The organism is Stenotrophomonas sp. YJH_SMC_16 (assembly GCF_059367875.1).
This window is the reverse complement of record NZ_JCAFRH010000001.1, coordinates 199,945-226,419: the sequence shown is the minus strand read 5'-3', so window position 1 is coordinate 226,419 and position 26,475 is coordinate 199,945. Positions and strand designations below refer to the sequence as shown.

General features: G+C 67.2%; 23 protein-coding genes, 1 tRNA gene and 1 other RNA gene. 7 read left to right on the top strand and 18 right to left on the bottom strand.

Translation table 11 applies throughout. The annotated features are described in order from the left end of the window. Positions 1–63: 63 nt before the first annotated feature. The 3 genes from ssrS to AC5P6E_RS00960 form a co-directional block, all read right to left on the bottom strand. A non-coding RNA gene (ssrS, locus tag AC5P6E_RS00970) (6S RNA) lies at positions 64–249 on the bottom strand. Between the two features lie 97 nt (positions 250–346). Next, entirely contained in the window at positions 347–643 is a 297-nt protein-coding gene (locus AC5P6E_RS00965) for a cell division protein ZapA (protein WP_010484026.1), read from the bottom strand. Then, positions 640–861 carry a TIGR02449 family protein gene (locus tag AC5P6E_RS00960; RefSeq protein WP_005410898.1) on the bottom strand — a complete coding sequence of 74 codons (222 nt, stop codon included), beginning with the start codon at positions 859–861 and terminating at the stop codon, positions 640–642. The genes AC5P6E_RS00965 and AC5P6E_RS00960 overlap by 4 nt, the downstream gene beginning before the upstream one ends. Before the next feature lie 153 nt (positions 862–1,014). Here AC5P6E_RS00960 and AC5P6E_RS00955 point away from each other — a divergent pair, with 153 nt between their 5' ends. Continuing rightward, complete coding sequence (locus AC5P6E_RS00955; protein WP_049437176.1) at positions 1,015–1,563, top strand: YecA/YgfB family protein; 549 nt, start codon at positions 1,015–1,017, stop codon at positions 1,561–1,563. A gap of 5 nt (positions 1,564–1,568) precedes the next feature. Continuing rightward, positions 1,569–2,891, top strand: coding sequence for an aminopeptidase P N-terminal domain-containing protein (locus tag AC5P6E_RS00950; RefSeq protein ID WP_152906278.1), 1,323 nt, complete (start codon positions 1,569–1,571; stop codon positions 2,889–2,891). Between the two features lie 564 nt (positions 2,892–3,455). Here AC5P6E_RS00950 and pepQ read toward each other — a convergent pair. The 7 genes from pepQ to rph all read right to left on the bottom strand — a co-directional run bounded on the left by pepQ (position 3,456) and on the right by rph (position 10,666). Further along, positions 3,456–4,787, bottom strand: a complete 1,332-nt coding sequence (gene pepQ / locus AC5P6E_RS00945; protein ID WP_049437173.1) for a Xaa-Pro dipeptidase — start codon at positions 4,785–4,787, stop codon at positions 3,456–3,458. 75 nt (positions 4,788–4,862) lie between these two features. After that, positions 4,863–5,237 (bottom strand): PilZ domain-containing protein, encoded by a 375-nt coding sequence (locus AC5P6E_RS00940; protein ID WP_010484030.1) that lies wholly within the window; start codon positions 5,235–5,237, stop codon positions 4,863–4,865. Then, the gene (locus AC5P6E_RS00935) at positions 5,234–7,513 is read right to left on the bottom strand and encodes a DUF1631 family protein (protein ID WP_329835475.1); all 2,280 of its coding nucleotides are present in this window, start codon (positions 7,511–7,513) and stop codon (positions 5,234–5,236) included. The genes AC5P6E_RS00940 and AC5P6E_RS00935 overlap by 4 nt, the downstream gene beginning before the upstream one ends. Before the next feature lie 165 nt (positions 7,514–7,678). Continuing rightward, positions 7,679–8,905, bottom strand: a complete 1,227-nt coding sequence (gene hemW / locus AC5P6E_RS00930) for a radical SAM family heme chaperone HemW (RefSeq protein ID WP_043400308.1) — start codon at positions 8,903–8,905, stop codon at positions 7,679–7,681. 56 nt (positions 8,906–8,961) lie between these two features. Further along, the gene (rdgB, locus tag AC5P6E_RS00925; RefSeq protein ID WP_010484033.1) at positions 8,962–9,558 is read right to left on the bottom strand and encodes an RdgB/HAM1 family non-canonical purine NTP pyrophosphatase; all 597 of its coding nucleotides are present in this window, start codon (positions 9,556–9,558) and stop codon (positions 8,962–8,964) included. Continuing rightward, positions 9,555–9,944 carry a VOC family protein gene (locus AC5P6E_RS00920; RefSeq protein ID WP_019661993.1) on the bottom strand — a complete coding sequence of 130 codons (390 nt, stop codon included), beginning with the start codon at positions 9,942–9,944 and terminating at the stop codon, positions 9,555–9,557. Before AC5P6E_RS00920 ends, rdgB begins: the two co-directional genes overlap by 4 nt. Further along, positions 9,941–10,666, bottom strand: coding sequence for a ribonuclease PH (gene rph / locus AC5P6E_RS00915; protein ID WP_329835473.1), 726 nt, complete (start codon positions 10,664–10,666; stop codon positions 9,941–9,943). The genes AC5P6E_RS00920 and rph overlap by 4 nt, the downstream gene beginning before the upstream one ends. A 124-nt stretch (positions 10,667–10,790) precedes the next feature. Between rph and AC5P6E_RS00910 the strand changes: the two genes are divergently transcribed. Then, positions 10,791–11,651, top strand: coding sequence for a YicC/YloC family endoribonuclease (locus AC5P6E_RS00910; RefSeq protein ID WP_019661992.1), 861 nt, complete (start codon positions 10,791–10,793; stop codon positions 11,649–11,651). A 57-nt stretch (positions 11,652–11,708) separates the two neighbouring features. Here the strand turns inward: AC5P6E_RS00910 and selD are convergent, their stop codons facing one another. The 8 genes from selD to fdnG form a co-directional block, all read right to left on the bottom strand. Next, positions 11,709–12,788 (bottom strand): selenide, water dikinase SelD, encoded by a 1,080-nt coding sequence (selD, locus tag AC5P6E_RS00905; protein ID WP_329835471.1) that lies wholly within the window; start codon positions 12,786–12,788, stop codon positions 11,709–11,711. 26 nt (positions 12,789–12,814) lie between these two features. After that, positions 12,815–12,910 (bottom strand) — tRNA-Sec (locus tag AC5P6E_RS00900). A 24-nt stretch (positions 12,911–12,934) separates the two neighbouring features. Further along, the gene (gene selB, locus AC5P6E_RS00895) at positions 12,935–14,866 is read right to left on the bottom strand and encodes a selenocysteine-specific translation elongation factor (RefSeq protein WP_313270171.1); all 1,932 of its coding nucleotides are present in this window, start codon (positions 14,864–14,866) and stop codon (positions 12,935–12,937) included. Continuing rightward, a complete protein-coding gene (gene selA / locus AC5P6E_RS00890) occupies positions 14,863–16,287 on the bottom strand; it encodes an L-seryl-tRNA(Sec) selenium transferase (RefSeq protein WP_313270173.1) in 1,425 nt (474 codons plus the stop codon). The genes selB and selA overlap by 4 nt, the downstream gene beginning before the upstream one ends. Positions 16,288–16,291: 4 nt before the next feature. Further along, a complete protein-coding gene (gene fdhE / locus AC5P6E_RS00885; protein WP_495230610.1) occupies positions 16,292–17,275 on the bottom strand; it encodes a formate dehydrogenase accessory protein FdhE in 984 nt (327 codons plus the stop codon). Between the two features lie 386 nt (positions 17,276–17,661). Then, complete coding sequence (locus AC5P6E_RS00880) at positions 17,662–18,309, bottom strand: formate dehydrogenase subunit gamma (protein ID WP_019338771.1); 648 nt, start codon at positions 18,307–18,309, stop codon at positions 17,662–17,664. After that, a complete protein-coding gene (fdxH, locus tag AC5P6E_RS00875; RefSeq protein WP_019338770.1) occupies positions 18,306–19,223 on the bottom strand; it encodes a formate dehydrogenase subunit beta in 918 nt (305 codons plus the stop codon). Before fdxH ends, AC5P6E_RS00880 begins: the two co-directional genes overlap by 4 nt. Positions 19,224–19,233: 10 nt before the next feature. Next, complete coding sequence (gene fdnG / locus AC5P6E_RS00870; RefSeq protein WP_495230608.1) at positions 19,234–22,302, bottom strand: formate dehydrogenase-N subunit alpha; 3,069 nt, start codon at positions 22,300–22,302, stop codon at positions 19,234–19,236. 291 nt (positions 22,303–22,593) lie between these two features. Between fdnG and gmk the strand changes: the two genes are divergently transcribed. From gmk to AC5P6E_RS00850, 4 genes are all read left to right on the top strand, one after another. Further along, positions 22,594–23,259, top strand: a complete 666-nt coding sequence (gmk, locus tag AC5P6E_RS00865; RefSeq protein ID WP_010484044.1) for a guanylate kinase — start codon at positions 22,594–22,596, stop codon at positions 23,257–23,259. A 110-nt stretch (positions 23,260–23,369) separates the two neighbouring features. Further along, complete coding sequence (gene rpoZ / locus AC5P6E_RS00860; protein WP_005410877.1) at positions 23,370–23,669, top strand: DNA-directed RNA polymerase subunit omega; 300 nt, start codon at positions 23,370–23,372, stop codon at positions 23,667–23,669. 105 nt (positions 23,670–23,774) lie between these two features. Beyond that, on the top strand, positions 23,775–25,937 hold the full coding sequence (locus AC5P6E_RS00855) for a RelA/SpoT family protein (RefSeq protein WP_010484045.1): 2,163 nt from the start codon (positions 23,775–23,777) through the stop codon (positions 25,935–25,937). A 147-nt stretch (positions 25,938–26,084) separates the two neighbouring features. Then, positions 26,085–26,471 (top strand): RidA family protein, encoded by a 387-nt coding sequence (locus tag AC5P6E_RS00850; RefSeq protein WP_005410875.1) that lies wholly within the window; start codon positions 26,085–26,087, stop codon positions 26,469–26,471. Positions 26,472–26,475: the final 4 nt, after the last annotated feature.

Below are 26,475 nucleotides of genomic sequence, written 5' to 3'. Positions count from 1 at the left end.
AGCCGTCATTGTGCCGGAAAGAACAAGGGCGACGCCCGAAGACGCCGCCCTTGCTGGAATATTGCATTCTCCGCAATGTCGATGCATGCGAAACGACCTTGAACCCGGGGGCTCAAGTGGGAACGCTGGAGAACCATCGGGCTTCCCGCTACAAGGCGGACCTGCACTCCCGGCGCTGTCGCGCTCCCGGTGTCGTTCTTAAGGGACAAGGCGAATGTTTGCACATGCCGTCGAGTACCGCAGAGAACGCGTGGCCATTATAGCCAGCACGCAGGATCTGGATAGGCCGTTCGTCGGCAACAGTCCGTGCCAATTCAGATATGAGAAGACGCGTTGTGCACGACCTTCAGGCGTTGCCGTCGATGGCGCGGTCCAGGCGCCGGTTCAGGTCGGCCAGCGTCTGCTGCAGGGCCACCGCCTGGCGGGCGTTTTCGTCGCGCAGCAGCTGCAGTTCGTGGGCCAGGTTCAACGCGGCCAGCACGGCGACGCGATCGACCGCGGCCATGCGGTTGCTGCCGCGGATCTCGCGCATGCGCGCATCCAGCAGGCGCGCGGCGGCCATCAGGCTGTCGCGTTCATCGCCGCCGACGCCCACGGTGTATTCACGATCGAGGATGCGGACACTGACCGGTTCGGCGCTCATGTGTGCTGCTCCAGGGATTTGAGCCGGCTGATCATTGCTTCCACCCGCGAACGTGCCTGCTCATTCTTGGCCAGCAGCGTCGAGCGCTCGGCCACCAGCTGTTCCTGCTGGTGGCGCAGGCTGCGGTTCTCCTCGGCCAGGCGCTGGTTGCGTTCAAGCAACGCTTCCACGCGGGCGGCGAAGTCCTGCAGCTGGGCAAGGGGATCAGCGGGTTCCATACGGGCACGATAGGCAAGCCGGGTAAGGGCGGTCAAGCGTTGTCGCAGCAAGGCTGGACGGCTGCGGAGAGGATGCCGTCGGGTTGCTACACTACGGGGTCTCACGGGCGCGCGCGTGCGCGTCCCGGGTTTCCTTTCCGAACGAGCCGCACGATGACCGAACTTCCCTCCGTCGACGACGTTACCCGCGCCAGCCAGGAACTGGGCCTGGGCGCCACCGCTGCCGAGCTGCACGGCGCGCTGTGTGGCTGGCTGGCCGCCGGCGGCGCCCCCGGCAACGACTGGCCGGCGCGCGTGCTGGCCGACGACAACCTGGCGCCGGTGGCTGCCGACAGCGTGCTGGCGCAGCTGCTGCAGGTCACCATCAAGCAGCTGGAAGACCGTGACTTCGCCTTCGAACTGCTGCTGACCGACAACGATGACGTGTCCGCGCAGGCCGATGCCATGTTCAGCTGGACCCGCTCGTTCCTGGGCGGCTTCGGTCTGGGTAGTGGTGGCAACCGGCCAGCCCTGTCCGAAGAGGGCGAGGAAGCGCTGACCGACATGGCCAGCCTGGCCCGCGCCTCCAGCGAGGATTTCGAGGCCGGCGGCGATGATGACGACGAAGCCCTGTCGGAGATCGAGGAATTCATCCGCGTGGCGGTGCTGCTGCTGCACGGTGACGTGGTGCTGGCCTCGCGCCATCGGCAGCGCCTGAACTGATGGACATCAAGCAGCGCACCGGCATCGCGGCCGGCGAATACAAGCGTCGCCGCCGCCAGCTGATGGACATGGCCGGCGAGGACGCGATCCTGGTACTGCCGGCCGCAGCCGAGAAGGTGCGCAGCCTCGACACCCATTACCCGTTCCGCCAGGATTCGGACTTCCAGTACCTGAGCGGTTTCCCGGAGCCGGAAGCGGTGCTGGTACTGATCCCGGGCCGCCGCCACGGCGAGGCCATCCTGTTCTGCCGCGAGCGCGATGCCGAGCGCGAAGCCTGGGACGGCAGCCGCGCCGGCCAGGAAGGCGCGGTATCGCAGTACGGTATGGACGATGCCTACCCGATCGACGATCTGGACGACATCCTGCCGGGCCTGCTGGAAGGCCGTTCGCGCGTCTACTACCACTTCGGCCGCGACGCGGATTTCGACCTGAAGCTGATCGGCTGGGTCAACCGCGTGCGTTCGCAGGTGCGCCACGGCGCGCAGCCCCCGCACGAGTTCCTGGAGTTGGGCCACCTGCTGCACGAGCAGCGCCTGTTCAAGTCCGGAGCCGAAGTGGCGTTGATGCACCACGCCGCGCAGATCAGCGTGCGTGCGCATCTGGCGGCGATGAAGGCTGCCAGGGCGGGTATCCACGAGTACGAACTGCAGGCCGAACTGGAACGCGTGTTCCGTGCCAGCGACGCTGTGCCGGCCTACTGCAGCATCGTCGGTGCCGGCCGCAACGGCTGCATCCTGCATTACCGCGACAACAACGCGCGTTCGCGCGATGGCGAGCTGGTGTTGATCGACGCCGGTGCCGAATACCGCGGCTATGCCAGCGACATCACCCGCACCTTCCCGGTGAATGGCCGCTTCAGTGCCGAGCAGCGTGCGCTGCACGACCTGGTCGGCGATGCGCAGGCCGCCGCGTTGGCCCAGGCCAAGCCGGGTGTACCGTACGAGGCCGGCCACCTGGCGGCGGTACAGACCCTGACCGAAGGCCTGCTGCGGCTGGGCCTGCTGAAGGGCACGCTGGAAAAGAACCTGTCCGAAGGCCTGTACCAGCGCTTCTACCGGCACAAGACCGGGCACTGGATCGGCATGGACGTGCACGACGTGGGCGACTACCGCTTGGCGGGCGATTCGCGCCTGCTGGAGCCGGGCATGGCGTTCACCATCGAGCCGGGGCTGTACATCGGCGTGGACGACACGACGGTGGAGCCGCGCTGGCGCGGCATCGGCATCCGTACCGAGGATGATGTGCTGATCACCGATGACGGCCATCGTGTGCTGACCGAAGGCCTGGCGCGCAGCGCCGACGAGATCGAAGCGGTGATGGCGGGGTAAGGGGTTATCGGCAGGGCTTGCAGCCCTGCACCTGCTTCAAGCCAGGGCAACATCCGAAGCAACAGCAACAGCGGGCATTCCGTGGGATGGCGGGGCACTGTGGGTTTGCGGGGACGCCGTAAACCCGTCCATGGGGGCTTGGTCGCGGCATCCATGCCGCTCACACCCCGCAAACCCACAGTACCCCGCCTCCGACAGGTTCACGGGGCTGTTGGTGGGTGCCGACCGTTGGTCGGCACATCTATCAGACATCGAATGAATCATCCACGCATGGCGTGGATCTACTGGCAATTGCGGTTGTTGGAACGAACGACGATTGGTAGGTGTCGACCCTGGTCGGCACAGAGCGAGCGCAGCGAGCGACCCGCTTTTGCTTTTCTTTATTTCTTTTCCGTGGTTGGACGCGGCAGGAAACTGTCAAGGGCTGGGCGGGGTGGGTTTGCAGGACCGTTGGCGCCATGGATGGCGCCATCGAGCCCCCATGGATGGGTTTACGGCGTGTCCTGCAAACCCACCCCGCCCGGCCAAGCGCGGCTTTTGATTCAACGGGCAACCACGAGGGGCTCAGCCGTTCGCCGCCGCAAACGCCGGCCGCGTCAGGTTGTCCGCTTCGCCCTCGGTGCACAGCACTTCGTCTTCGATGCGGATGCCGCCATACGGGCGGAAGAAGTCCACGCGGTCCCAGTTGATCGCATCGCCATGACCGGCGTCCTTCACTTCGTTCAACAGCATGTCGATGAAGTACAGGCCCGGTTCGATGGTCACCACCATGCCCGGTTCCAGCACGCGGGTCAGGCGCAGGTAAGGGTGGCCGGCCGGGCGCTCGATGCGGCCACCTTCGTCACTGGCCGCGAACCCCGCCACGTCGTGCACCTGCAGGCCGATCAGGTGGCCGATGCCGTGCGGGAAGAACGCGGCGCTGACGCCGGTCTCCAGCGCGGTCTGCGGCGATACCTTGATCACGCCGAAGTCCTTCAGCACGCCCATCAGCGAAAGATGCGCGTCCACGTGCAGCTGCTTGTAGTCAAAGCCCGGCCGCACCGCCGCGCACATCTGCTGCTGGGCAGCGTCGACGGCGGCGATCATCGCCGCGAACTCGTCGTGGCCCTGCGCGGCGTAGGTGCGGGTGATGTCGCTGGCGTAGCCGTAGGCGCTGGCACCGGCATCGATCAGGAAGCTGCGCAGCGGCTGCGGCGCCTTGCGGCCCAGCTCGGTGTAATGCAGCACGGCGGCGTGTTCGTTCAGGGCCACGATGTTGCCGTAGGGCAGTTCGTTGGCATCCTGGCCGACGGCCTGGCAATAGGCCATGTGGATGCTGAATTCGTCGGCGCCATTGCGGAACGCGGCTTCGGCGGCACGGTGGCCGCGCACGCCCAGCACCTGCGCCTGGCGCATCAGCGCGATCTCATACGGCGTCTTGCTGCCGCGGTGCCATTCCAGGTAATTCACCACCGGCGCCGGGTTGTTCGGCACGTAGTTGCCCAGCGCGCTCTGCGGCTCGCCGAGGATGGCGCAGCGCGCCGGGTCGGCCGGCAGCAGGGCCAGCGCCTCTTCGGGCTTGCGGATGATGTGGATGTCGAAGTGCTCCACCCACCAGCCGCTGGGCGCGTCCGGCACCACGTGCCAGTAGTCGAAGGGCTGGTGGAAGATCACGGCCGGGCGCTTGCCCGGGGTGAACACGATCCAGCTGTTGGGCACGCGGGTCAGCGGCAGCCAGGCCTTGAACTGCGGATTGACCGCATACGGGTAGTCGCGGTCGTCGAACACCTGGTAGTGCAGGGTGCCGCTGGGCACCACCAGGTGATCGAAGCCACCGCGGGCCAGCGCCTGTTCGGCACGTCGGCACAGCACGGCCAGGTGGTCGGAATACAGGGCGCCGGGGTCTTGCTGGATCATTGCGGTGGCTCGACACGGAAAACGGCCCTAGATTCTGCCGCATACCGCGAAAAACCGCTGTGCCGGAACCGGCACTCAGGCCGTCGAAACCGGTCCCTCGTCGCTGTCCTCGCCCACCCACTGCCGCAGCAGCTGCCGATGCTCGCGTGACAGGGTGAGGAAGCGGAAGCCGGTCCAGCTTTGCCCGGGTACGTGCGCGGGCTCGCTCCATAGCAGATGCACGCCCACGTCGATGGCCTGCTGGCGGCCATCACCCAGTGGCAACGGGAAGCGCAGCTGGTACAGCGCATCCTCGCGCAGCGGCACGCTGGCCAGCATCAGCATGCCGGTTTCGGAGACATTGCCGAGGCGCCCGACCACGCACTCGCGCATCTGGTCGGTGACCGGCACCAGGTCCGAGACCTGGCGGCGCGGCGCGCGGCGGGTGTCCTGCGGCGGTACGGCTTTCATGCGGGGGTCTCCTGTGCGCGGCCCGTGGCCAGTGCACGCAGCGCACCGAGGCTGGCTTCCCAGGCACGGTCGACCAGCCGGCCCTTGTCTTCGGTGACCAGCTGCGCGCGCCCGGCACTGATCTGCCGTGCCAGCGTATCCAGGTCGGTATCGGTGGTCTTCTGCCCGCGCGCATTGACGAACAACGCGTGGCCGGTCAGCAGGCTGTACCAGGACAGGCGCTGGCGGCGCAGCGTGCCATCGCCCGTGTCGATGTCGAACCAGCTGCCGAACGGCAGCGTGGACAGCTGCTGGTAGGCCGCTTCTTCGGCGCTGCTGCGTGGTGTGGCAGACGCGGTGCCACTGTTCGTGCCGGCGTGCTCGCCCAGGCGCGCACGTGCCTTCAGGCGTGCGCTGAGCTCGGTACGCGAGGTGCTTTCATCCTCGCCGCCGGGCGTTGCCAGCCTGCGCGCGACGGCGGCGGCTTCCTCGGCGTGGTAGCCGACCTGCAGCAGTGCGGCCTCCACGTCCGCTGCCAGCGCGGTATCGGTGCCGCCAGGGGCGTCGATGGCCTGTGCGGTGATGGCGGCGATGCGCTCGGTCTGCTGCAGGCGCTCCTGCCACTGTGGCGAATCGTCACCATGGCGCAGGCGGGTGAGGGTCAGTGCATCGGCCCAGGCCTGGCGCAACAGGGTCTGCACGAAGCGCGGCGGCGACTGCGTGTCGCAGCACTGGTCGATCTGTGCGGTGGCCTGGCGACGGGCCAGTTCCAATCGTTCCTTGCCGCGCGCGGCTTCCACATGGCGGCGCTCGGCCAGTTCGGCACGATGGGCCGCCGCGCGCTGGTGCTGCTGCACGTCTTCGTTGGCGGCGGCAAAGGCCTCCGGCGCACGTGCATCCTGCCCCAGCAGGCCCTGCACGCTTTGCGCCATGCGCTGCAGCAGCTGTGGGTCCACATCGTCATCGCCCAGCCAGTTGGCGCCGACTTCGGCGATCTGGTTGAGCAGCTCACGCGCGGGGTGTTCGTCGCGCACGAAGAAGCCCGGGTCGGCCATGGCCGCGCGTGCCAGGGGCACCTGCAGGCGCGCCAGCAGGGCGGCCGGCACCGGATCGGGACGCTGCTGCTGTTGCACCTGCTGCATCAGCATGCGCAGCAGGTCGAGGTTGTCACGGTCGTGACTGCCCAGCTGGGCCTGCGCACCATGCTCGCTGCGCAGCTGCGCGACCACGGCAGCCTGCAGGTCGGCCACTCCGGTTGCGGCACTGGACTGGGCCTGCAGGCGCGCGAGGACTGCGTCGACTGCCGCGCTGGGCACTGCGCCGCTGTCCGCAGGGGCAGGGCTGGCATGCCGTGCCTGCTGCAGCAGTTCATGCAATGCACCGCCGGTGGACGTGGTTACGCCCGGCGTGGCGGGGCCGGCTGCGCCGCCCCCGTGGAAGGCGTCCTGTACCAGGCTGGACCAGGAGCCGGCCGGTGCCGAACCGTTCCAGCCGGTCAGCGGGGCTGCGGCGCGCTTGGCCGGCTGCGTAGTGCGGCCGCCACCCACCGACTGGGTGATGATCCGCCGCGTGCTCGACGAGCGTGCCAGGTAGGGGGTGTAGACCAGCCCCGGCAGTACGCCGGACTGGGCCAGCAGGGCATTGGCACGGTCAAGGATATCGCCCAGCCGTTCCAGCACCTGCCGTTCGAAACTGCGATACAGCGCCAGCTGTACCTCGACGCTCAGCGCGTCCTGTTCGGCAATCCGGCGCACCATCGCGCACAGTGCCTGCGGTGCCAGTGGCAGGGTGTCGGCCTCGAAGGCCGGCGCCGCCGCCAGTACGCCCAAGCGTTGGCCCAGCAGGTTCAGTGTGTTGGTTGAACGCAGCGTCTCGCGCCGCACCATCTCGGTCAGCAGCAGGTCGCGATCCACTTCATGCTCATCGACCAGCGACAGCCCGAGCATGCCCGGCAGCGCTGGCGGCGTAGCACTGGTGCTGACACCGCTGGCCGGTTCGCGCAGCCGTGCGAGGGCATCGGCCACGGCGTCGAGCATACGGTCGGCGAAGTGGCCGGAGAACGCATGCAGCTGCCCGCGCTGGGCCATCAGCTCGGCCTGCTGCTGCGGATTGCGTGCGCGGTCGGCGTCGTGAAGCAGATTCTGCTCCAGCGCCTCCACCGTCAGGATCAGGGGCGCGGCCAGCGTCTGCCGGCACAGGCCGATCAGCGCGCCCAACAGCTCACGTACCCGCGGTGGCAGGTCGCTGGCGGCCAGTCGGTTCTTGTCGGCAGGAGTGATGGAAAAGACGGCTGACATCGGCAGGCGGTACCCGGATTCCCGCGGATCGATCTGGTGAATCTACCGTGTCGGCTGCTGTCGGCGCTACTTTAGGGTGGATGTGCATTTCGTTCGCCGGGCATGGCCCGACCGATGAACGGTAGTGCCGGCCGTTGGCCGGCACGACGCTCTGCCAGGCGAGCATCAATCTTCCAGGAACAGGCTCACCACATCGTTGGTGAAGCGGCGGCCCAGCTCGGTCGGCTGCACATGGCCATCCGTCACGTCCAGCCAGCCGCGCTGCACGGCCTCGGCCAGGGGGGCATCCAGTACGCTGCGCGGCAGGCCGGTGCGCGACTCGAAATCGCGCAGGCCGAAACCTTCGTGCAGGCGCAGCAGATTCAGCATGTACTCGAACGGCAGGCGCTCGGGCGCGATCACATCGTCACCACCGAACGAGGCCGGGGTACCCGCGCTGTCCAGGTAGGCCTGCGGATGCTTCAGCTTCCAGCGGCGCAGCACGTGTTCTTCGGCGCCTGAACTGATCTTGCCGTGCGCACCGGCACCGATGCCCAGGTAATCGCCGAAGCGCCAGTAGTTCAGGTTGTGTGCGCTCTGCCGGCCGGGGCGCGCATAGGCGCTGACTTCGTACTGGCCGAAACCGGCCTGCGCGAGCAGTGCCTGGCAGTGTTCCTGCATGTCCCAGGCGTTGTCTTCATCGGGAATGCCCTGCGGCGGCCGCGCGAAGAACACCGTGTTCGGTTCCAGGGTCAGCTGGTAGTGCGAGATGTGCGCCGGCTGCAGTGCGAAGGCGCGTTCCAGATCGGCCTCGGCGCCGGCCAGGGTCTGTTCCGGCAGCGCGTACATCAGGTCGATGTTGAAGTTGTCGTAGCCCGCGTCCTGCGCCATCTTCACCGCGCGCTCGGCTTCGCCACTGTCGTGGATGCGGCCCAGGCGCTTGAGCATGGCGTCGTCGAAACTCTGGATGCCGAAGCTGAGGCGGTTCACGCCGGCCGCGCGGTAGCGGTCGAAGCGGCCATGCTCGGCGGTGCCCGGGTTGGTCTCCAGGGTGATCTCGGCATTGGGCGCGAAACGCAGGCGCGCGCTGGCCTGCTGAAGGAAACGGTCGATCGCTTCCGGCGGGAACAGGCTGGGCGTACCACCACCGAAGAACACGCTGTGCACCACCCGGCCCCAGACCAGTGGCAGGTCCTGGTCCAGGTCACGCAGCAGCGCGTCGATGTAGGCATCGAACGGCAGTTCGCCCTTGGCCTGGTGCGAATTGAAATCGCAGTACGGGCACTTGCGCACGCACCACGGCAGGTGCACGTACAGCGACAGCGGTGGCGGCACCAGCCGCGGCGGGCTGTCGTGGTCAGCGGAGCAGGCTTCGCCGGGCAGGTGGTTGCAGTGGTCGTGGGCGTGCGGCATGGGCTTCTTCGGTAGTGCCGGCCGCTGGCCGGCTTCCCTGGTTTGATCGGGTGGCGTCAGTACAGCGTCGCCAGCTGTTGCTTGAGCTGCTGCAGGGCAATGGCGCGGTGGCTGATGGCGTTCTTCAGTGCCGGCTCCATTTCCGCGGCGGTCAGGCCGTGGGTGGTGTCCAGGAATACCGGGTTGTAGCCGAAACCATTGGTGCCACGCAGTTCGCGGATGATCTGTCCTTCCCAGCGGCCTTCGCAGATCAGCGGCTGCGGGTCGGTGGCGTGGCGCAGCAGCACGATCACCGCATAGAAGCGGGCGCTGCGCTGGCCGTCGGGAACATCGGCCATCGCGTCCAGCAGCTTGGCGTTGTTGGCCGCGGCGTTGGTCGGGTGACCGGCATAGCGCGCGCTGTACAGGCCCGGCGCACCGCCGAGGGCATCGACGATCAGGCCCGAATCATCGGCCAGCGCCGGCAGGCCGGTTGCTTCGCAGGCGGCGCGCGCCTTCAGCAGCGCGTTCTCGACGAAGGTCAGGCCGGTCTCTTCCACGTCACCCAGGCCCAGCTCAGCGGCCGAGGTGATCTGCAGCGGCAGGTCGGCGAGGATCTCCTGCATCTCCACCAGCTTGCCGGCGTTGTGGCTGGCCAGTACCAGTTTCTTCATTGACGGGGCTCCAGCAGGTCCCAGGTGTTGCCATACAGATCGCGGAACACCGCAACCGTTGCATAGGGTTCTTCGCGCGGCGCTTCCAGGAACTCGACGCCGGCGGCCAGCATCGCCGCGTGGTCGCGGTGGAAGTCATCGGTGTTGAGGAAGAAGGCGACCCGGCCACCGGTCTGGTTGCCGATGCGGCTGCGCTGCTCCTCATTGCTGGCACGGGCCAGCAGCAGCGCGGCGGCACTGCCATCGGTCGGGCCGACCACCACCCAGCGCTTGTGGCCCTGGTCGATGTCCTCCAACAGTGCGAAGCCGAGCTTGCCGGTGTACCAGGCGATGGCTTCGTCGTAATCGGCCACCACCAGGGTGGTCAGGGCAAGGCGCCGGTTCATGCCGACAGCGCCGCCTGCTGTGCGGCCAGCAGTTCGGTCACGCCCTTTTCGGCCAGGCCCAGCAGCGCGTCCAGCTCGTCGCGACGGAAGGCATGGCCTTCGGCGGTGCCCTGCAGCTCGATGAAGCCGCCACCGTCGTTCATCACCACGTTCATGTCGGTGTCGCAGTCGCTGTCTTCGGCGTAGTCCAGGTCCAGCACCGGGGTGCCGCGGTAGACGCCCACCGACACGGCGGCCACTGCGCCCAGGATCGGGTTGCGCTTGATGTCGCCGCGCTTCATCAGCACGTTCACTGCATCGACCAGGGCCACGTAGGCGCCGGTGATGGCGGCGGTGCGGGTGCCACCGTCGGCCTGCAGCACGTCGCAGTCGAGGGTGATGGTGCGTTCGCCCAGCGCGTTGCGGTCCACGCACGCGCGCAGGCTGCGGCCGATCAGGCGCTGGATCTCCAGCGTGCGGCCGCCCTGCTTGCCACGGGCCGCTTCACGGTCACTACGGGTGTGGGTGGCGCGCGGCAGCATGCCGTACTCGGCGGTGACCCAGCCTTCGCCCTTGCCGCGCAGGAAGCCCGGCACGCGGTTCTCGATGCTGGCGGTGCACAGCACGCGGGTTTCACCGAAGCACACCAGCACCGAACCTTCGGCGTGGCGGGTGAAGCCGCGTTGGATGACGACCGGGCGGAGCTGGTCGGGCTGGCGGCCGCTGGGGCGGGAATCGGACATGGTGCGGGTTCCGTAATGGCGAGGGAGTACGCCGCCACGCCCGCGGCCTTCACGGGGCGGGCAAGGGGGCTCTGGTGAGGGCGCTAGGGTACCATTCCCCCTTTGCACGCACCGGACACAATCCATGATTCGAAGCATGACCGCCTATGCCGGCGGCGAGCGGGTCACCCCGTGGGGCACGCTGGGCTGCGAGCTGCGCTCGGTCAACCACCGCTTCCTGGAGGTCGGCACCCGCCTGCCCGAGGAACTGCGGGCGCTCGAACCGCAGCTGCGCGAGCGCATCGCCGCACGCCTGAGCCGTGGCAAGCTGGATCTGGTGATGCGCCTGCGCGCGCCGGAAGCGGCGGCCAACCTGCAGGTGGACGAGGCCCTGCTGGGCCAGCTGGGCCGCCTGGCCCACCGCCTGACCTCCGATTTCCCCAACCTGCAGGTCAGCTTCACCGACCTGCTGCAGCTGCCGGGCGTGACCCGTGGCGAGGCCACCGATGCCGCCGCGCTGCAGGTCGAGGCACTGGCCCTGCTGGACCAGGTGCTGGACGGCTTCGTCGAGGCCCGTGAGCGCGAAGGCGGCAAGTTGTCGGCCGCCATCAGTGAACGCGTGGACGGCATCGAACGCATCGCTACTGAAGTCCGCACGCTGATTCCGGCCATTCGCGACGGCCAGCGCGCAAAGCTGGCCGCACGCCTGGCTGACCTGCCGCACCCGGTCGACCCCGGCCGCGCCGAGCAGGAACTGGTGCTGTGGCTGCAGAAGCTGGACGTGGATGAAGAGCTGGACCGTCTTGGCAGCCACATCGTCGAGATCCGCCGCGTGCTCAAGCAGCGTGAGCCGGTCGGCCGCCGCCTGGACTTCCTGCTGCAGGAGTTCAACCGCGAAGCCAACACGCTGGGCTCGAAGTCGGTGGACAGCCGCACGTCCAATGCCGCGGTGGAGCTGAAGGTGCTGATCGACCAGATCCGCGAACAGGTGCAGAACATCGAGTGATGCTGCACCCGGCGAAACGACAAGGGCGCCTTCGGGCGCCCTTGTCGTTTCCGCGCATCAGCGCACGCTGACGCCCGGTGTTCCAGCGCTCAAGCGGCCGATCACGGCTGCCTGGACGAACCCTGCGTCGTGGAAACAGGCCAGCACCGCATCCACCGCTTCCGGGGCACAGGACACCAACAGCCCGCCACTGGTCTGCGGATCTGTCAGCAGCGGCTGCCAATATGCTGGCAACCCCTCGGCGAAGTGCACCTCGGTGCCATAGGAGGCCCAGTTACGGTTGGAGGCGCCGGTCACGCAGCCACGCTGCAGCAGCTCCAGCGCCTGTGGCAGCAGTGGCACCTGTGCGCTGTCCACTTCGGCTGCGACACCACTGGCGCGGCACACTTCCAGCAGGTGGCCGAGCAGGCCGAAGCCGGTGACATCGGTCATGGCATGCACGCCGTCCAGCGCGGCCAGCGGCACGCCCACGGTGTTCAGGCGGGTGGTCGACTCGATCATCTGCCGGTAGCCGTCGGCATCCAGCACGTCCTTCTTCAGCGCCGACGAGTACACGCCCACGCCCAACGGCTTGCCCAGCACCAGCACGTCGCCGGTGCGGGCATCAGCATTGCGCTTGAGCCGCTGCGGGTCGAGCACGCCGATCGCGGCCAGGCCGTAGATGGGTTCTACCGAATCGATGCTGTGGCCACCGGCCACCACGATGCCGGCATCGGCGCAGGCGCGTTCGCCGCCCTGCAGGATGCCGCGGATGGTGTCCTGCGGCAGCGTATTGATCGGCATGCCGACGATGGCCAGTGCGAACAGCGGGCGCGCGCCCATCGCATACAGGTCCGACAGCGCGTTGGTGGCGGCGATGCGGCCGAAGTCGAATGGATCGTCGACGATCGGCATGAAGAAATCAGTGGTGGCGACAATCGCCTGGCGGTCATCAAGGCGGTACACCGCGGCGTCGTCGCTGGTCTCGCGACCAACCAGCAGCTCAGCCGGTGCCGGAAGCGCCGGCAGGCCGCGCAGCAGTTCGGTCAGCACGCCCGGCGCGATCTTGCAGCCGCAGCCGCCGCCATGCGCGAGAGACGTCAGTCGTTGTGGGGCATCGGCCGTCGAAGGGGCGGGGGACTGCGCGTGCGTGGCCATGCCGACATCTCCTGCGGAAACACGAATGGCGGAAGGCAGCAGGAGTCGAACCTACCAGGGAACGATCGACGCCCCCTACTGGGTTTGAAGCCCAGCCGCATGCCCGGATGCGCATGCCTTCCGAAAGTACGGCGGTAGCGGTGGGCTCAGTCGCGGGCTGCGTTCCACTGCAGGTCGCCACGCGGCCGATGCTGGTCACCGACGCGTCGAGTGTAGCCAACGCGATTGAAGAACTCCAAGATCTGGATGCTGCGCTTGCGGCCCAGGCCGATGGCATCGCGGAAAGCGGCCGCATCCACCGCGCCGCTGGCCTGCGACAGCTGCGCGACGATCGTGGCCAGCTCGGCAATGCGGGCCGGTGCATAGAACAGGTCCGGTACCACCTGGAACAGTTCGCCACGTGTGGTGGCGCGGCGCAGGACGGCGCGGACCTCGTCTTCGGCCAGGCCGATGTCGGCGGCCAGGGTGCGCACCCACGGCGGATCGAAGCCACCGGCGTGCAGTTGCGGCAGCACGCGTTCCAGCAGCAGACGCTCGCGTTCCGGTGGCGCATGGTCATGGCCGGGCAGGCGCCACCAGGCGCCCACGCGCTGCACGCTGCCGTCGTCCAGCAGGTCCTGGAGAAGCGCGTTCCACAGGCTCGTTGCCAGTGCAGGCAGGGTGCTGCGTTGCAGGCGCCCGCTGTCGACACCGGGTTCGTCAGGGCGTCGTTCATGCCAGCCACGCAGTGAGGCGATTACCTGTTCGCGTAGCACCTGCCAGTGCGCAGCGAGGATGACCACCGTGTCGTCGCGGGTGGCGATGCGCTGTGCGCCTGCAGGAAGATCGATCCGGTCGGCGGCGCGCCGGCAGTAGCGCTGCAGTGCGGCCAATGGAATTCCGGTGGCCGCCTGCTGAAGCAGCGGGCCAACATCTGCGCTGGTGGCCAGCTGTTCCAGCGCCACCAGCCACGCCAGGCGTGCAGGGCTGCGCCGCCGCCGCTGTGGCGGGTCCGGATCGAGTACCACACCGCCGCCCAGCGTACGGGTTGCCGCCGAGTCGCGGGCAATGAAGCGATCGCCGCACATCGCGCAGACCGGCGCGTCGAACACCAGCTGCACGAGCTGTCCATTGCCGTGGTCACGATCTTCCAGCAGCACCACATGGGCCTGCCGGTGCATCGTGCCCCAGTGGACATGCAGCGGCGCCCAGTCGCGCAACGGTGCGGCCAACGCGGACAGCCGCAGCCGCACATCAACGCGGGTGGTGGGCAGCAGTGCGCGCGGGTCGGCGATCCAGTCGCCACGGCGGATGTCGTCACGGGCGATGGCTGCCAGGTTCAACGCGCAGCGCTGCCCGGCCATCGCGTGGTCGCTGGCCTGGTTCTGCGCGTGGATGCTGCGTATGCGTATTTCAGTGGCGGCCGGCATCAGCTGCAGATGCTCACCCACCAAGGCGATGCCACCATGTACCGCGCCGGTCACCAGCGTGCCGTGGCCGGCCAGCGAGAACACGCGGTCCACCGGCATGCGGAACAGCTCGCTGCGCAGTTCGGCCTGGCGCGCGCTGGCGTCGTCCGCCGCCCACGCGTGCAGCTGGGTACGCAGTGCGCTGATGCCGGCATCGTCGGGTGCGGTGCTGTTGCAGGCGAACAGAGGAGAATCCTGCAACGGTGTCGCGGCCAGCAGCGCAGCGATCTCGATCTCGACCCGGGCGATGCGCGCTACATCCACACGGTCGATTTTGGTCAGCGCCACCGCACCACGGTCGACGCCCAGCAGTTGCAGGATGGCCAGATGCTCGCGGGTCTGTGGCATCACGCCGTCGTCGGCAGCGATCACCAGCAGGGCGACATCGATACCCGTGGCGCCGGCCACCATCGTGTGCACGAAGCGCTCATGGCCCGGAACGTCGACGAAGCCCAGCATCGCGGCCGGGCCTTCGACGTCCCTGCTTTCCACCGGAACATAGGCGTAGCCCAGTTCGATCGAAATGCCGCGCGTACGCTCTTCCTGCAGGCGATCGGTTTCGATGCCGGTCAGTGCGCGTACCAGGCTGGTCTTGCCATGGTCGATATGCCCGGCGGTGCCGACGATCATGCCTGCAGCGCGCTCCATTGGGCGAGGAAGGCCGCTTCGTCCCCGGGTTCCAGGCAGCGCAGGTCCAGCCACAACGCGTCATCGGCAATGCGGCCCAGCACCGGGCGCGGTAGCTGACGCAAGCGCTTGGCCAGGCGATCCAGTCCGCCACGGCGTGCGCTGGCAATGCGCAGTCCGGCGCTGGCAAGCTGCGCCTGTGGCTGCGCGCCGCTGCCGATCTGGCTGTGCATCGAAGCAGGCTCGAGGGTGTAGTCCGCCGCCAGCGAGGCACGCATCGGCTGCAGCAGGCGCTGGGCCTGCGCATCGATGTCGTCCTGCGTGCGCGACAGCGTGCGCAGGGTCGGTAGGCGCTGTGCCAGCAGCTCCGGTTCGCGGTACAGGGCCAGCACCCCTTCCAGCGCAGCCAGGCCCATCTTGTCCATGCGCAGCGCGCGCTTGAGCGGGTTGCGGTTGATCCGCGCGATCAGGTCGGCGCGGCCGGCGATGATGCCGGCCTGAGGCCCACCCAGCAGCTTGTCGCCACTGAACGAAACCAGATCGGCGCCGGCTGCCAGCGTTTCCTGCACAGTGGGCTCGTGCGGCAGGCCGAACGTGGCCAGATCGCACAGGCTGCCACTGCCCAGGTCCACCACCAGCGGCAGGCCATGTTCGTGCGCGATTGCCGCCATCGCCGCGGTGTCGACCTTGGCGGTGAAGCCGGTGATCGCGTAGTTGCTGGCGTGCACCTCCATCAGCAGTGCGGTGCGCGCGCCGATGGCGTTGGCGAAGTCAGCCGGATGGGTGCGGTTGGTGGTGCCCACTTCCAGCAGTCGCGCACCGGCGCTGCGCATCACGTCGGGAATGCGGAAGGCGCCACCGATCTCCACCAGTTCGCCGCGCGACACCACCACGTCGCGGCGGTTGGCCAGGCTGTTGAGCAGCAGCAGGACCGCCGCCGCATTGTTGTTGACCACGGTGGCGGCTTCAGCGCCGGTCAGTTCGCAGATCAATGCCTGCACCCGTGCATCGCGGTCGCCGCGACGACCACGGATGACGTCGAACTCCAGATCCACCGGCGCGGTCATCGCGCGGCTGACCGCGTGCACGGCGGCATCGGGGAGCAATGCGCGCCCGAGATTGGTGTGCAGTACGGTGCCGGTCAGATTGAACATCGGCTGCAGATCCAGCCGGGCATCGGCCGCCAGTGCGGACTCGATCGCCGCGACCAGCGCCGGACCGCCAACCGCTTCCTGCAGCTGCGCGGCCGAAAGCTGGCCGGCGCTGATACGGTCGCGCAGCACCTGCAGGTGCGAACGCAGCAGCTGGGTGATGCGGCTGCGGCCGTGGCCCTCGATCAGTGCTGCCAAGGCAGGCAGACGCAGCAACCGGTCCAGCGAGGGCAGCGCGGAAACCGATGCCGGGGTGGAGGGCGTGGCTGTCATCGCCTCACTCGCCGTCGGATTGCCACAGCAGCGGATTCTGGCTGGCGCGCGCATAACCTTCTTCGCCCAGCAGCAGGTCCAGCGCCAACGTGCCGAGGTCATCGGCGACCGGTTCCAGTGAGGGATCCTTTTCCAGGTACAGGATCTTGCGGTAGCTGTGGCAGTGGTCGCAGGTCTCGGCACGGACCGCGCTCTCGCGCACGGCCTCGCCGCTGTCGCCATCCACATCGGCCAGGGCGCGGTAGGCGATGTCCTTGCCGGCGGTGCCACACTGGCTGCACTGCACGCGCACGTAGTGCCACTGGCACGCGCACAGCGAGCACGACAGGTAACGGTAGGACGCATAGGGTGGGCGTGCCTGCACCACGCTGACCACTGGTAGCGAGCCGCACAACGGGCACAGGCCGGGTGCATCGGCCAGCGGTTTCAGGTCGGTGGAGCGGAAGCTGTCCGCCAGCACCGCCCAGTAGACCTGCAGTGCGTTCATCACCAGCAGCGCCGCGACCGCGTCCACCGATGGCGCATCATCACGCTCCAGCACGGCATGGGCCTGCGCCTCCAGCCAGGCATCGTCGGCAGCGGCGACGCGCTGCAGCTCCTGGCGGGTTTCCGCCGGCAGCCCGGCTTCGTCGGCACAGTGCTGGCACAGCGTGCGCAGCCAGTCGCGCCAGCGTCCATCAAGTTGAAGCGTGTTGGCCGGCCGCAACGGCATGCCGGCACCGGCCGCCGCACTCGACTGCTGCGCACGTGCCTGCGACTGCAGCGTCTCGCGTTGCTGTGGTGTCAGCTCGTTCAGCAGCGCCTGCTGTGCATCGGCCAACGCCGCCAGCAGCTGCAGGTAACCGCCGATGGCACTGTGCGCAGCCAGGCTGCGCAGGCGCGTCGCGCGCTCGGCGAACAGGGAAGCGACATCGGGCAGGATGATGCGCGGAACATCGCGCGAGGCCAGTGTCTCGATCTCACCGGGTTCAAGGATGCGTTGCGCCATGCAGGGCCAGCCAGAAGAACCAGCCTCCATCCTCGCCGTTGTCGTCGCTGGCGTCCAGCGTGTTCAAACAACGCAGTCGAGCAAAGCAGTCGAGCATGGCTCGACTCTACAAAAACCGGTTTCGGTCGTTGCCATGTTCATCGTGTCGACCAAGGTCGACACCCACCAAGAGCAGCTCATGCCATTCCGACAGCAGCGGGAAACTGTCGAAGGCGGGGTGGGTCCGGTTGCGGGGGTGTCCGCGGCATGGATGCCGCGGCCAAGCCCCCAAGGACGGGTTTACGGCGTCCCCCGCAACCGGACCCACCCGGCCACCCCTCAGGAAGCCAGCTTTTGACGTTGACGTTGACGTTGCCTCTGCGGGTGCAGGGCCGCAGGCCCTGCCGCTACCCCTCTTCCCGGCGCCCGCGCAGGATGTCCCGGAACCACTGCCGGTGATGCTTGTACGCCCACCCGTAGGTCACCTTGCCCTGGGTCATCGCCCGCACCGACCCTTTGATCCAGATCGCCGCATAGATGTGCACCACGATCGCGCAGATCAGCACCCAGCCGAACAGCGCATGGGCAAGTACCGAGAAGCGGATCACCCCGATCGGGAAGAAGTGGCTGAAGTACTGCCGCCAGATCACGAAGCCGGTCAGCAGCAGCGCCGACAGGCATCCGATGATGGCCCAGAACAACAGCTTCTGGCCGGCATTGAAACGGCCCACCGGTGGCAGCTTCTCATCCTCGTTGCGCAGTACATCGCGCATGCCGCGCATCCACGCGCGGTCGTCGGCGGTCGGCAGGTTGTCGCGCCACATGCGGAAGGCCAGAAAGGCAAAGCCCACCACCATGGCCAGGCCAACGAACGGGTGCAGGATGCGCGTCCACGGTCCACCACCGAACAGCTGGGTCAAAGGGAACAGAGCAGGGTGGAACAACGCCAACCCGGACAGCGCGGTCAGCACGAAGCAGATCGCCACGATCCAGTGATTGATGCGGGTCGGCGCACGGTAGCGGATGATCTGGCGCGGGTGCGGGGCGTACTTCATGGCCGCTGCTCCTCTTCGATCTGCTTCGCCTCGTGTTCGGCTTCCTCTTCTTCCTCGTCATTGACCGTGTTGCGGCCGATGCCGATGTAATGCAGGAAGCCGGCGAAGGCGGTGGCGGCGATCGCCAGCACGCCCAGCGGCTTGGCCACGCCCTTCCAGACCTCCACCATCGGGCTGATGCGTGGGTCCTTGGGCAGATCGGCGTACAGCTCGGGTTTGTCCACATGCTGCAGCACGTACATCACGTGGGTGCCACCCACGCCCTGTGGGTCGTACAGGCCGGCGTTCTCGTAGCCGCGCGATTTCAGGTCTTCCACACGGCCGGCCGCATGTTCGGTCATCGCCTGCTTGCTGCCGAAGGTGATCGCGCCGGTCGGGCAGGTCTTCACGCAGGCCGGTTCCTGGCCCACCGCCACCCGGTCCGAACACAGCGTGCATTTATAGGCCTTGTGGTCCTTCTTGGAAATGCGCGGCACGTCGAACGGGCAACCGGTCACGCAGTAACCGCAGCCGATGCAGTTTTCTTCCTGGAAGTCGACGATGCCGTTGGCGTACTGGATGATTGCGCCGGGCGATGGGCAGGCCTTCAGGCAGCCCGGATCGCTGCAGTGCATGCAGCCTTCCTTGCGGATCAGCCACTCCAGCTTGCCCTTCTCGTCCTCGTACTCGCGGAACTTCATCACCGTCCACGACTGGTCGCTGAGGTCCGGCGGATTGTCATAGCTGCCAACGCAGCTGCCCACTTCGTCGCGCAGGTCGTTCCACTCCATGCACGCGACCTGGCAGGCCTTGCAGCCGATGCATTTGCTCACGTCGATCAGCTTGGCGACCTGGCCGGTGTGCGCACCGCGCGCTTCCGGCGAGGGCGTGGTGGTGGCCGAGCGGCGGATGATGTCCAGCGATTGCAGTGACATGGCGTGTCTCCTACACCTTCTCGACCTTGACCAGGATGCACTTCGATTCGGGCGTCTGCGAGTTGCCGTCACCGATGGCGTTGGTCAGCGTATTGGCGATGTAGCCGGGTTTGGCCGCACCGAGGAAACCCCAGTGGATCGGAATGCCCACCTGGTGCACGGTCTTTCCATCGATCTGCAGGGCCTTGATGCGCTTGGTCACCATCGCAACGGCTTCGATATGGCCGCGCTTGGAACTCACGCGCACGCGGCTGCCGTTGTTGATGCCCAGCTCGTCGGCCAGTGCAGCACCGATTTCGACGAACTGTTCGGGCTGGATGATGGCGTTGAGCTTGCCGTGCTTGGTCCAGAAGTGGAAATGCTCGGTCAGGCGGTAGGTAGTGGCCACGTGCGGGAACTCGTCCGGCGAACCGATCTGGGCACGGTCGCTGGCGAACACGCGCGCGGCCGGGTTGTTGAGCGTCTGCGCCTGGCCCGGGCTGAGCGGGTTGCTGCGCAGCGGGGTATCGAACGGTTCGTAGTGCTCCGGGAACGGGCCTTCGGCCATGCCGGCCTTGGCGAAGAAGCGCGCGATGCCTTCCGGGTTCATGATGAACGGGCCCATGCCACCGGCCGGGTCTTCGTCGGCCTTGAAGTCCGGCACGTCCACGCTGCCCCAGTTCTTCCCGTTCCAGGCCAGCAGGGTGCGCCGCGGATCGAACGGCTGCCCGGCCACGTCGCACGAAGCGCGGTTGTACATGACGCGCCGGTTGGCTGGCCACGCCCAGGCCCAGCCCAGCGTGTTGCCGATGCCGGTGGGGTCGCTGTTGTCACGCCGCGCCATCATGTTGCCGGTCGGGCCCCAGGCACCGATGTAGATCCAGCAGCCAGAGGAGGTGCTGCCGTCGTCGCGCAGGTCGCCGAACGCAGCCAGCTGCTCGCCGGCCTTGCGCACCAGTTTGGTCGGGTCCTTCGGATCGAACACATCGGCCAGCGCCTTGCCGTTGTATTCCATCGCCAGTTCTTCCGGCGTCGGCAGTTCCGGGTTGGAATACTTCCAAGCCAGGTCGCGCACCGGCTCCCACCACGCGCCGCCGTCCTTCTCGTACATCGCTTTGATGCGATGGAACAGCTCGGACATGATCTCGATGTCGCTGCGCGCTTCGCCCGGCGGATTGGCACCCTTCCAGTGCCACTGCAGCCAGCGCGAGGAGTTCACCACCGCGCCGTTCTCCTCGGCGAAGGAGGTGGTCGGCAGCCGGAACACTTCGGTCTGGATCGTGCTCGGGTCGACGTCGTTCAGCGCACCGTGGTTCTGCCAGAAGGCGATGGTCTCGGTTTCCAGCGGGTCCATGCTGACCATGAACTTCAGCTTGGAGAACGCACTGATCAGCTTGCCCTTGTTCGGCGCCGAGGCCAGCGGATTGAAGCCCTGGCAGATGTAGCCGTGGATCTTGCCTTCGTTCATCAGCTCGTACGCCTGCAGCATGTCGTACGGCTTGTCCAGCTTGGGCAGATGGTCGAAGCACCAGTTGTTGTCGGCGGTGGCAGCATCGCCCCACCACGACTTCATCAGGCTGACGTGGAACTTCGGGTAGTTCTGCCAGAACGACATCTGGTTGGCGCGCAGCGGCTTCTGCGTGCGCGTGGCGATGTAGGCGTCGTAGTCCTGCTCGTCCTGCTTCGGCAGCGTCAGGTAGCCGGGCAGCAGGTCGGACATCAGGCCGATGTCGGTCAGGCCCTGGATGTTGGAATGCCCGCGCAGCGCGTTCATGCCACCACCGGCCACGCCGATGTTGCCCAGCAGCAACTGCACCATGGTGCCGGCGCGCACGTTCTGCGCACCCACCGAGTGCTGCGTCCAGCCCAGCGCGTACAGGATGGTCATCGCCTTGTCCTTGCCGGCGGTGGACGCGATCATCTCCCAGACCTGCCGGATGCTGTCGGCCGGCGTGCCGCAGATGCGTTCGACCATCTCCACGGTATAGCGCGCGTAGTGCTGCTTGAGCAGGGTGTAGACGCAGCGCGGGTCCTTCAGCGTCGGGTCGCTGCGCACGAAGCCATCGTCACCGTAGGCGTAGTCCCAGCTGGAACGGTCGTAGCTGCGCTTTTCTTCGTTGTAGCCCGAATACAGGCCGTCCTTGAAGGCGAACTCGTCCTTCACCAGGAACGACATGTCGGTGTAGTTCAGCACGTACTCGTGCTGGATGCGGTCCTCGGTCAACAGGTAGTTGATCAGGCCGCCCAGGAACACGATGTCGGTACCGGTGCGGATCGGCGCGTACACGTCGGCCACCGCGGCCGAGCGGTTGAAGCGCGGATCGACCACGATCAGCCGGGCCTTGTTGTGTGCCTTGGCCTCGGTCACCCATTTGAACCCGCACGGGTGCGCCTCGGCGGCATTGCCACCCATGATCAGGATCAGGTCGGCATTCTTGATGTCGACCCAGTGATTCGTCATCGCACCACGGCCTAGCGTCGGGGCAAGACCTGCCACCGTCGGGCCGTGTCAGACACGTGCCTGGTTGTCGAATGCCAACATGCCAAGGGAGCGCACGACCTTGTGGGTCAGCACCGCGGTTTCATTGCTGGTGGCCGAGGCCGCCAGCATGCCGGTGGTCAGCCAGCGGTTGACCGTCTGCCCGGCTTCGTTCTTCTGCACGAAGTTGGCATCGCGGTCGTCCTTCATCAGCCGTGCGATGCGGTCCAGCGCATCGTCCCAGCTCAGCCGCTTCCACTCGTTCGAGCCCGGCGCGCGGTACTCGGGGTAGAGCAGGCGCGACTTGCTGTGGATGATGTCGGCCAGGCCGGCACCCTTCGGGCACAGCGTGCCGCGGTTGACCGGATGGTCCGGGTCGCCTTCGATATGGAAGATGCTCGGCTCGGCGTTCTTGGCGCCATCGCCGAGGCTGTACATCAGGATGCCGCAGGCCACCGAACAGTAGGTACAGGTGTTGCGGGTCTCGGTCGCGCGGGTCAGCTTGTACTGCCTGACCTCCGCGAGCGCGATGCCGGGCGCGAAGCCCATCAGTGCCAGACTGGAGCCGACCAGGGTTGTCCCGGTCACTTTCAGGAACTGGCGGCGGCTCATCGATGGCATGCCGTTCTCCTGGGATGGCGGGGAGGCGCAGGCCTCCGGGCTGTCGTTGGGTACGGCCCGGTTATAGCACAGGCCCCCGCACGCCCATGTGGCACAAGGCCCGGCGCCTGCCGGGCGGGCGCGCAACGGGGCGGCTCTGGTAAAGTTGCGTGCCCGCACCCCGGGGAAAGCGTCTGCCGGGCCTGGTTCCAGGATGTTCCGCGCAGCCCCCGCCGTCCTGGCGCGATCCTCCGCGCCGGATCTGGAACATCGAGGAAAAATTTTGCGAAATCAACCCGTTGGATCCCCCGCATGAGCGCACCGTCGAAGCCGTCGGAGGCCGTTGCGCGCGGCACGCTGTACATCGTTGCCGCCCCGTCCGGTGCCGGCAAGAGCAGCATCGTCAATGCCACCCTGGCGCGTGACCCGCAGATCGCCCTGTCGATCTCCTTCACCTCGCGTGCGATGCGCCCGGGTGAAGTGAACGGCCAGCACTACCATTTCGTCTCTGCGGAAAAGTTCGAGGAAATGATCGCCGCCGGCGACTTCTTCGAGCATGCCTGGGTGCATGGCGACTGGAAGGGCACCGCCCGCCAATCAGTTGAACCGCAGCTGGCCGCCGGCCAGGACGTGCTGCTGGAGATCGACTGGCAGGGCGCACAGCAGGTGCGCCAGCTGGTGCCGGGCACGGTCACCGTGTTCATCCTGCCGCCGTCCAAGCAGGCCCTGCAGGACCGCATGCGCAAGCGCGGCCAGGACAGCGAGGCGGTCATCGCCCAGCGCCTGGGCGCGGCCCGTGACGAGATGCTGCACTTCAACGAGTTCGACTACGTCATCGTCAACGAGGTGTTCGACACCGCCGTCGACGAGCTGTGCGCCATCTTCACCGCCAGCCGCCTGCGCCGGGAGGCCCAGAAGGTCCGCCACGCCGGCCTGATCCAGGCCCTGTTGACCCCTGATTCGGGCGCAACTGACTGATTCCAAAAGAATCGGGTGAGGGTTGGCTTGATTTTGTCCAGCCCCTGCCAGTACACTCCGTCCCCTTTCCCTCATTCGACTGAGCGGCCGACCGGTCGCCGGGAGCCCGTATGGCCCGCATCACCGTAGAAGATTGCCTGGAAGTCGTTAACAACCGTTTCGAACTGGTCATGATGGCTTCCAAGCGTGCCCGCCAGCTCGCCAACGGCGTGCAGGCCACGCTGGACAACAGCGAGACCGAGGACAAGCCGACCGTGCTGGCGCTGCGCGAAATCGCCGCCCGCAAGATCGACAACGCGCTGATCGACGAAGTCGAGAAGGCCGAGCGTGAGCGCGCCGAGCGCGAAGCGCTGGAGTGGGCCGCCGCCGAAGTGGTCGCCGACGAAGACATGTCCAAGAACGACGATTGATCGCATCGATCAACGTCATTGCTGGATCGCCGAACAGCCCGCCCCGTGCGGGCTGTTTCGCATTCAGGATTTGCCGTAAACGTCGCGCTGGAATAGGCTTCGGGCATGAACCCAGGCCCCACTGCCAAGGTCGCCGCAGCCCCCGCTGCCGCCGTACCCGACTACGTCCTCCAGCTTGAACGCGCCGCCCATTACCTGCCGCCGGAACAGCTGCCGCTGTTGCGCCGCGCCTGGGAAGTCGGAGCCGCCGCGCACGCTGGGCAGACGCGCAAGTCGGGCGAGCCCTATATCACCCATCCGGTGGCCGTGGCCCAGGTGCTGGCCGAGCTCGGCCTGGACGTGGAAGCGCTGATCGCCGCGATCCTGCACGACACCATCGAAGACACCCCGCTGACCCGTGAGGCGCTGGCTGCCGAGTTCGGCGAAGCCGTGGCCGAACTGGTCGACGGCGTGACCAAGCTGGACAAGCTGAAGTTCCGCGACCGCCAGGAAGCGGCCGCCGAGAGCTTCCGCAAGATGCTGCTGGCAATGTCGCGCGACCTGCGCGTGATCATGATCAAGCTGGCCGATCGCCTGCACAACATGCGCACGCTGGGCGCGCAGAGCCGCGAAGCGCGCGGCCGCATCGCCCGCGAGACGCTGGAGATCTACGCGCCCATCGCCCAGCGCCTGGGCATGAGCCTGGTCAAGAGCGAGCTGCAGAACCTCGGCTTCAAGGCGCTGTATCCGTGGCGCCACGCGATCCTGGAAAAGCACATCCGCAGCCAGCCGGTGGTACGCCGTGAAGCGCTGGCGCAGGTGGAAGTACAGCTGTCGCAGCGGCTGGCGAAGGAAGGCATCGAGCACCGCCTGGTCAGTCGCATCAAGACGCCGTGGAGCATCTACAACAAGATGCGCGACGAGAACAAATCCTTCGACCAGGTGATGGACGTGTTCGGCTTCCGCCTGGTCGTGCGCAGCGTGCCCAGCTGCTACCACGCGCTGGGGTCGGTGCATGCCACCTTCAAACCGCTGGATGGCCGCTTCCGCGACTTCATCGCCATCCCCAAGGCCAACGGTTACCAGTCGCTGCACACGGTGCTGTTCGGGCCGTATGGCTCGCCGATCGAAGTGCAGATCCGTACCGAGGAAATGGACCTGATCGCCGAACGCGGCGTGGCCGCGCACTGGACCTACAAGTTCGGCGGCGATTCACCCAACAGCGCGCAGAGCCGTGCGCACGCCTGGATCGTCGAGCTGATCGACTCGCAGCGTGCTGCCGGTTCCTCGCTGGAGTTCCTCGACAACGTCAAGGTCGACCTGTTCCCGGACGAGGTCTACCTGTTCACCCCGAAGGGCAAGATCCTGGCGCTGCCGCGCAACTCCACCGCGCTCGATTTCGCCTACGCCGTGCATACCGACGTCGGCAACATGGCCGTGGCCTCGCGCGTGGACAAGAAACTGGTGCCGCTGCGTACCAAGCTGGTGTCGGGGCAGTCGGTGGAGATCATCACCGCACGCTCGGCCACGCCGAAACCGCAGTGGCTGGAATTCGTGGTCACCAGCAAGGCACGCACCGCCATCCGCCACCAGCTCAAGCAGCTGGAGCACGAGGACGCCGTGCAGCTGGGCCACCGCATGCTCGACCGCGCGCTGGAAGCGATGGATTCGTCGCTGGAACGGCTGCCGAAGGGGCGCCTGGATGCGTTCCTGGCCGAGCATCGTTTCCCACGCCTGGAGGCGCTGCTGGCCGAGGTCGCACTGGGCAACTGGATGCCGACCCAGGCCGCGCAGGCGCTGATGGCCTACGCCGAACTGCGTGGCGGCCCGCATTCGCGCCACCACTCGCAGGAAAAGATCCTGATCAACGGCAGCGAGCGCGGCGTGGTCACCTTCGCCGGCTGCTGCCAGCCGATTCCCGGCGACGAGATCATGGGCTACCACACCGCCGGCAAGGGCATCGTGGTGCACCGCATGGACTGCCCGAACCTGGCCGAACTGCGCAAGTCGCCCGAGCGCTGGGTGCCGATCGGCTGGGACACCACCGTTTCCGGCGACTACGACACCTCGCTGGTGGTGGAAGTGGAGAACGGCACCGGCGTGCTGGCGCAGCTGGCCGCCGCCATCGCGCAGAGCCATTCCAACATCGAGCGCGTGGATTACCTGGACCGCGACTTCAACGCCGCCGTGCTGGCGTTCAACATCCAGGTACGCGACCGCAACCACCTGGCCGAAGTGATGCGCCGCCTGCGCCGCCTGTCGGTCGTGCAGTCGGTACGCCGCCAGTAGGTCCACGCCATGCGTGGATGATGTTCCGCGCACACGACGCACGGGGTCGGATCCGTTTCCCGGCGGGAAACGGATCCGACCCCAGCCGATGCCGCGCCCAGCCGGTACAATCACCGCTCTGTTTTCCCCCAAGCACCGGAGCGACCCATGTCCCGCCAGATCATCAACACCGAAAAGGCTCCCGCCGCCATCGGCCCGTACTCGCAGGCCGTGCGCGCCGGCAACACCGTGTACTTCTCCGGCCAGATCCCGCTCGACCCGGCCACCGGCGACATCGTCGGCGCCGGTGACGTCGAAGCACAGGCCCGCCGCGCCTTCGACAACCTCAAGGCCGTGGCCGAAGCCGCCGGCGGCTCGCTGGACAAGGTCGTGCGCCTGGGCCTGTACCTGACCGACCTGGGCGAGTTCGCCAAGGTCAACGCGGTCATGCAGGACTACTTCCAGGCCCCGTACCCGGCCCGTTCCACCATCGAAGTCTCCGGCCTGCCGAAGGGCGCCAACTTCGAGGTCGACGCGGTGATGGTCATCGACTGACCGC

What these genes read in the sequence shown, in the direction of transcription:
- AC5P6E_RS00965 (WP_010484026.1), bottom strand. Translation starts at nt 643, where the DNA reads ATGAGCGCCGAACCGGTCAGTGTCCGCATCCTCGATCGTGAATACACC.
- AC5P6E_RS00960 (WP_005410898.1), bottom strand. Translation starts at nt 861, where the DNA reads ATGGAACCCGCTGATCCCCTTGCCCAGCTGCAGGACTTCGCCGCCCGC.
- AC5P6E_RS00955 (WP_049437176.1), top strand. Translation starts at nt 1,015, where the DNA reads ATGACCGAACTTCCCTCCGTCGACGACGTTACCCGCGCCAGCCAGGAA.
- pepQ (WP_049437173.1), bottom strand. Translation starts at nt 4,787, where the DNA reads ATGATCCAGCAAGACCCCGGCGCCCTGTATTCCGACCACCTGGCCGTG.
- AC5P6E_RS00940 (WP_010484030.1), bottom strand. Translation starts at nt 5,237, where the DNA reads ATGAAAGCCGTACCGCCGCAGGACACCCGCCGCGCGCCGCGCCGCCAG.
- AC5P6E_RS00935 (WP_329835475.1), bottom strand. Translation starts at nt 7,513, where the DNA reads ATGTCAGCCGTCTTTTCCATCACTCCTGCCGACAAGAACCGACTGGCC.
- hemW (WP_043400308.1), bottom strand. Translation starts at nt 8,905, where the DNA reads ATGCCGCACGCCCACGACCACTGCAACCACCTGCCCGGCGAAGCCTGC.
- rdgB (WP_010484033.1), bottom strand. Translation starts at nt 9,558, where the DNA reads ATGAAGAAACTGGTACTGGCCAGCCACAACGCCGGCAAGCTGGTGGAG.
- AC5P6E_RS00920 (WP_019661993.1), bottom strand. Translation starts at nt 9,944, where the DNA reads ATGAACCGGCGCCTTGCCCTGACCACCCTGGTGGTGGCCGATTACGAC.
- rph (WP_329835473.1), bottom strand. Translation starts at nt 10,666, where the DNA reads ATGTCCGATTCCCGCCCCAGCGGCCGCCAGCCCGACCAGCTCCGCCCG.
- AC5P6E_RS00910 (WP_019661992.1), top strand. Translation starts at nt 10,791, where the DNA reads ATGATTCGAAGCATGACCGCCTATGCCGGCGGCGAGCGGGTCACCCCG.
- selD (WP_329835471.1), bottom strand. Translation starts at nt 12,788, where the DNA reads ATGGCCACGCACGCGCAGTCCCCCGCCCCTTCGACGGCCGATGCCCCA.
- selB (WP_313270171.1), bottom strand. Translation starts at nt 14,866, where the DNA reads ATGATCGTCGGCACCGCCGGGCATATCGACCATGGCAAGACCAGCCTG.
- selA (WP_313270173.1), bottom strand. Translation starts at nt 16,287, where the DNA reads ATGACAGCCACGCCCTCCACCCCGGCATCGGTTTCCGCGCTGCCCTCG.
- fdhE (WP_495230610.1), bottom strand. Translation starts at nt 17,275, where the DNA reads ATGGCGCAACGCATCCTTGAACCCGGTGAGATCGAGACACTGGCCTCG.
- AC5P6E_RS00880 (WP_019338771.1), bottom strand. Translation starts at nt 18,309, where the DNA reads ATGAAGTACGCCCCGCACCCGCGCCAGATCATCCGCTACCGTGCGCCG.
- fdxH (WP_019338770.1), bottom strand. Translation starts at nt 19,223, where the DNA reads ATGTCACTGCAATCGCTGGACATCATCCGCCGCTCGGCCACCACCACG.
- gmk (WP_010484044.1), top strand. Translation starts at nt 22,594, where the DNA reads ATGAGCGCACCGTCGAAGCCGTCGGAGGCCGTTGCGCGCGGCACGCTG.
- rpoZ (WP_005410877.1), top strand. Translation starts at nt 23,370, where the DNA reads ATGGCCCGCATCACCGTAGAAGATTGCCTGGAAGTCGTTAACAACCGT.
- AC5P6E_RS00855 (WP_010484045.1), top strand. Translation starts at nt 23,775, where the DNA reads ATGAACCCAGGCCCCACTGCCAAGGTCGCCGCAGCCCCCGCTGCCGCC.
- AC5P6E_RS00850 (WP_005410875.1), top strand. Translation starts at nt 26,085, where the DNA reads ATGTCCCGCCAGATCATCAACACCGAAAAGGCTCCCGCCGCCATCGGC.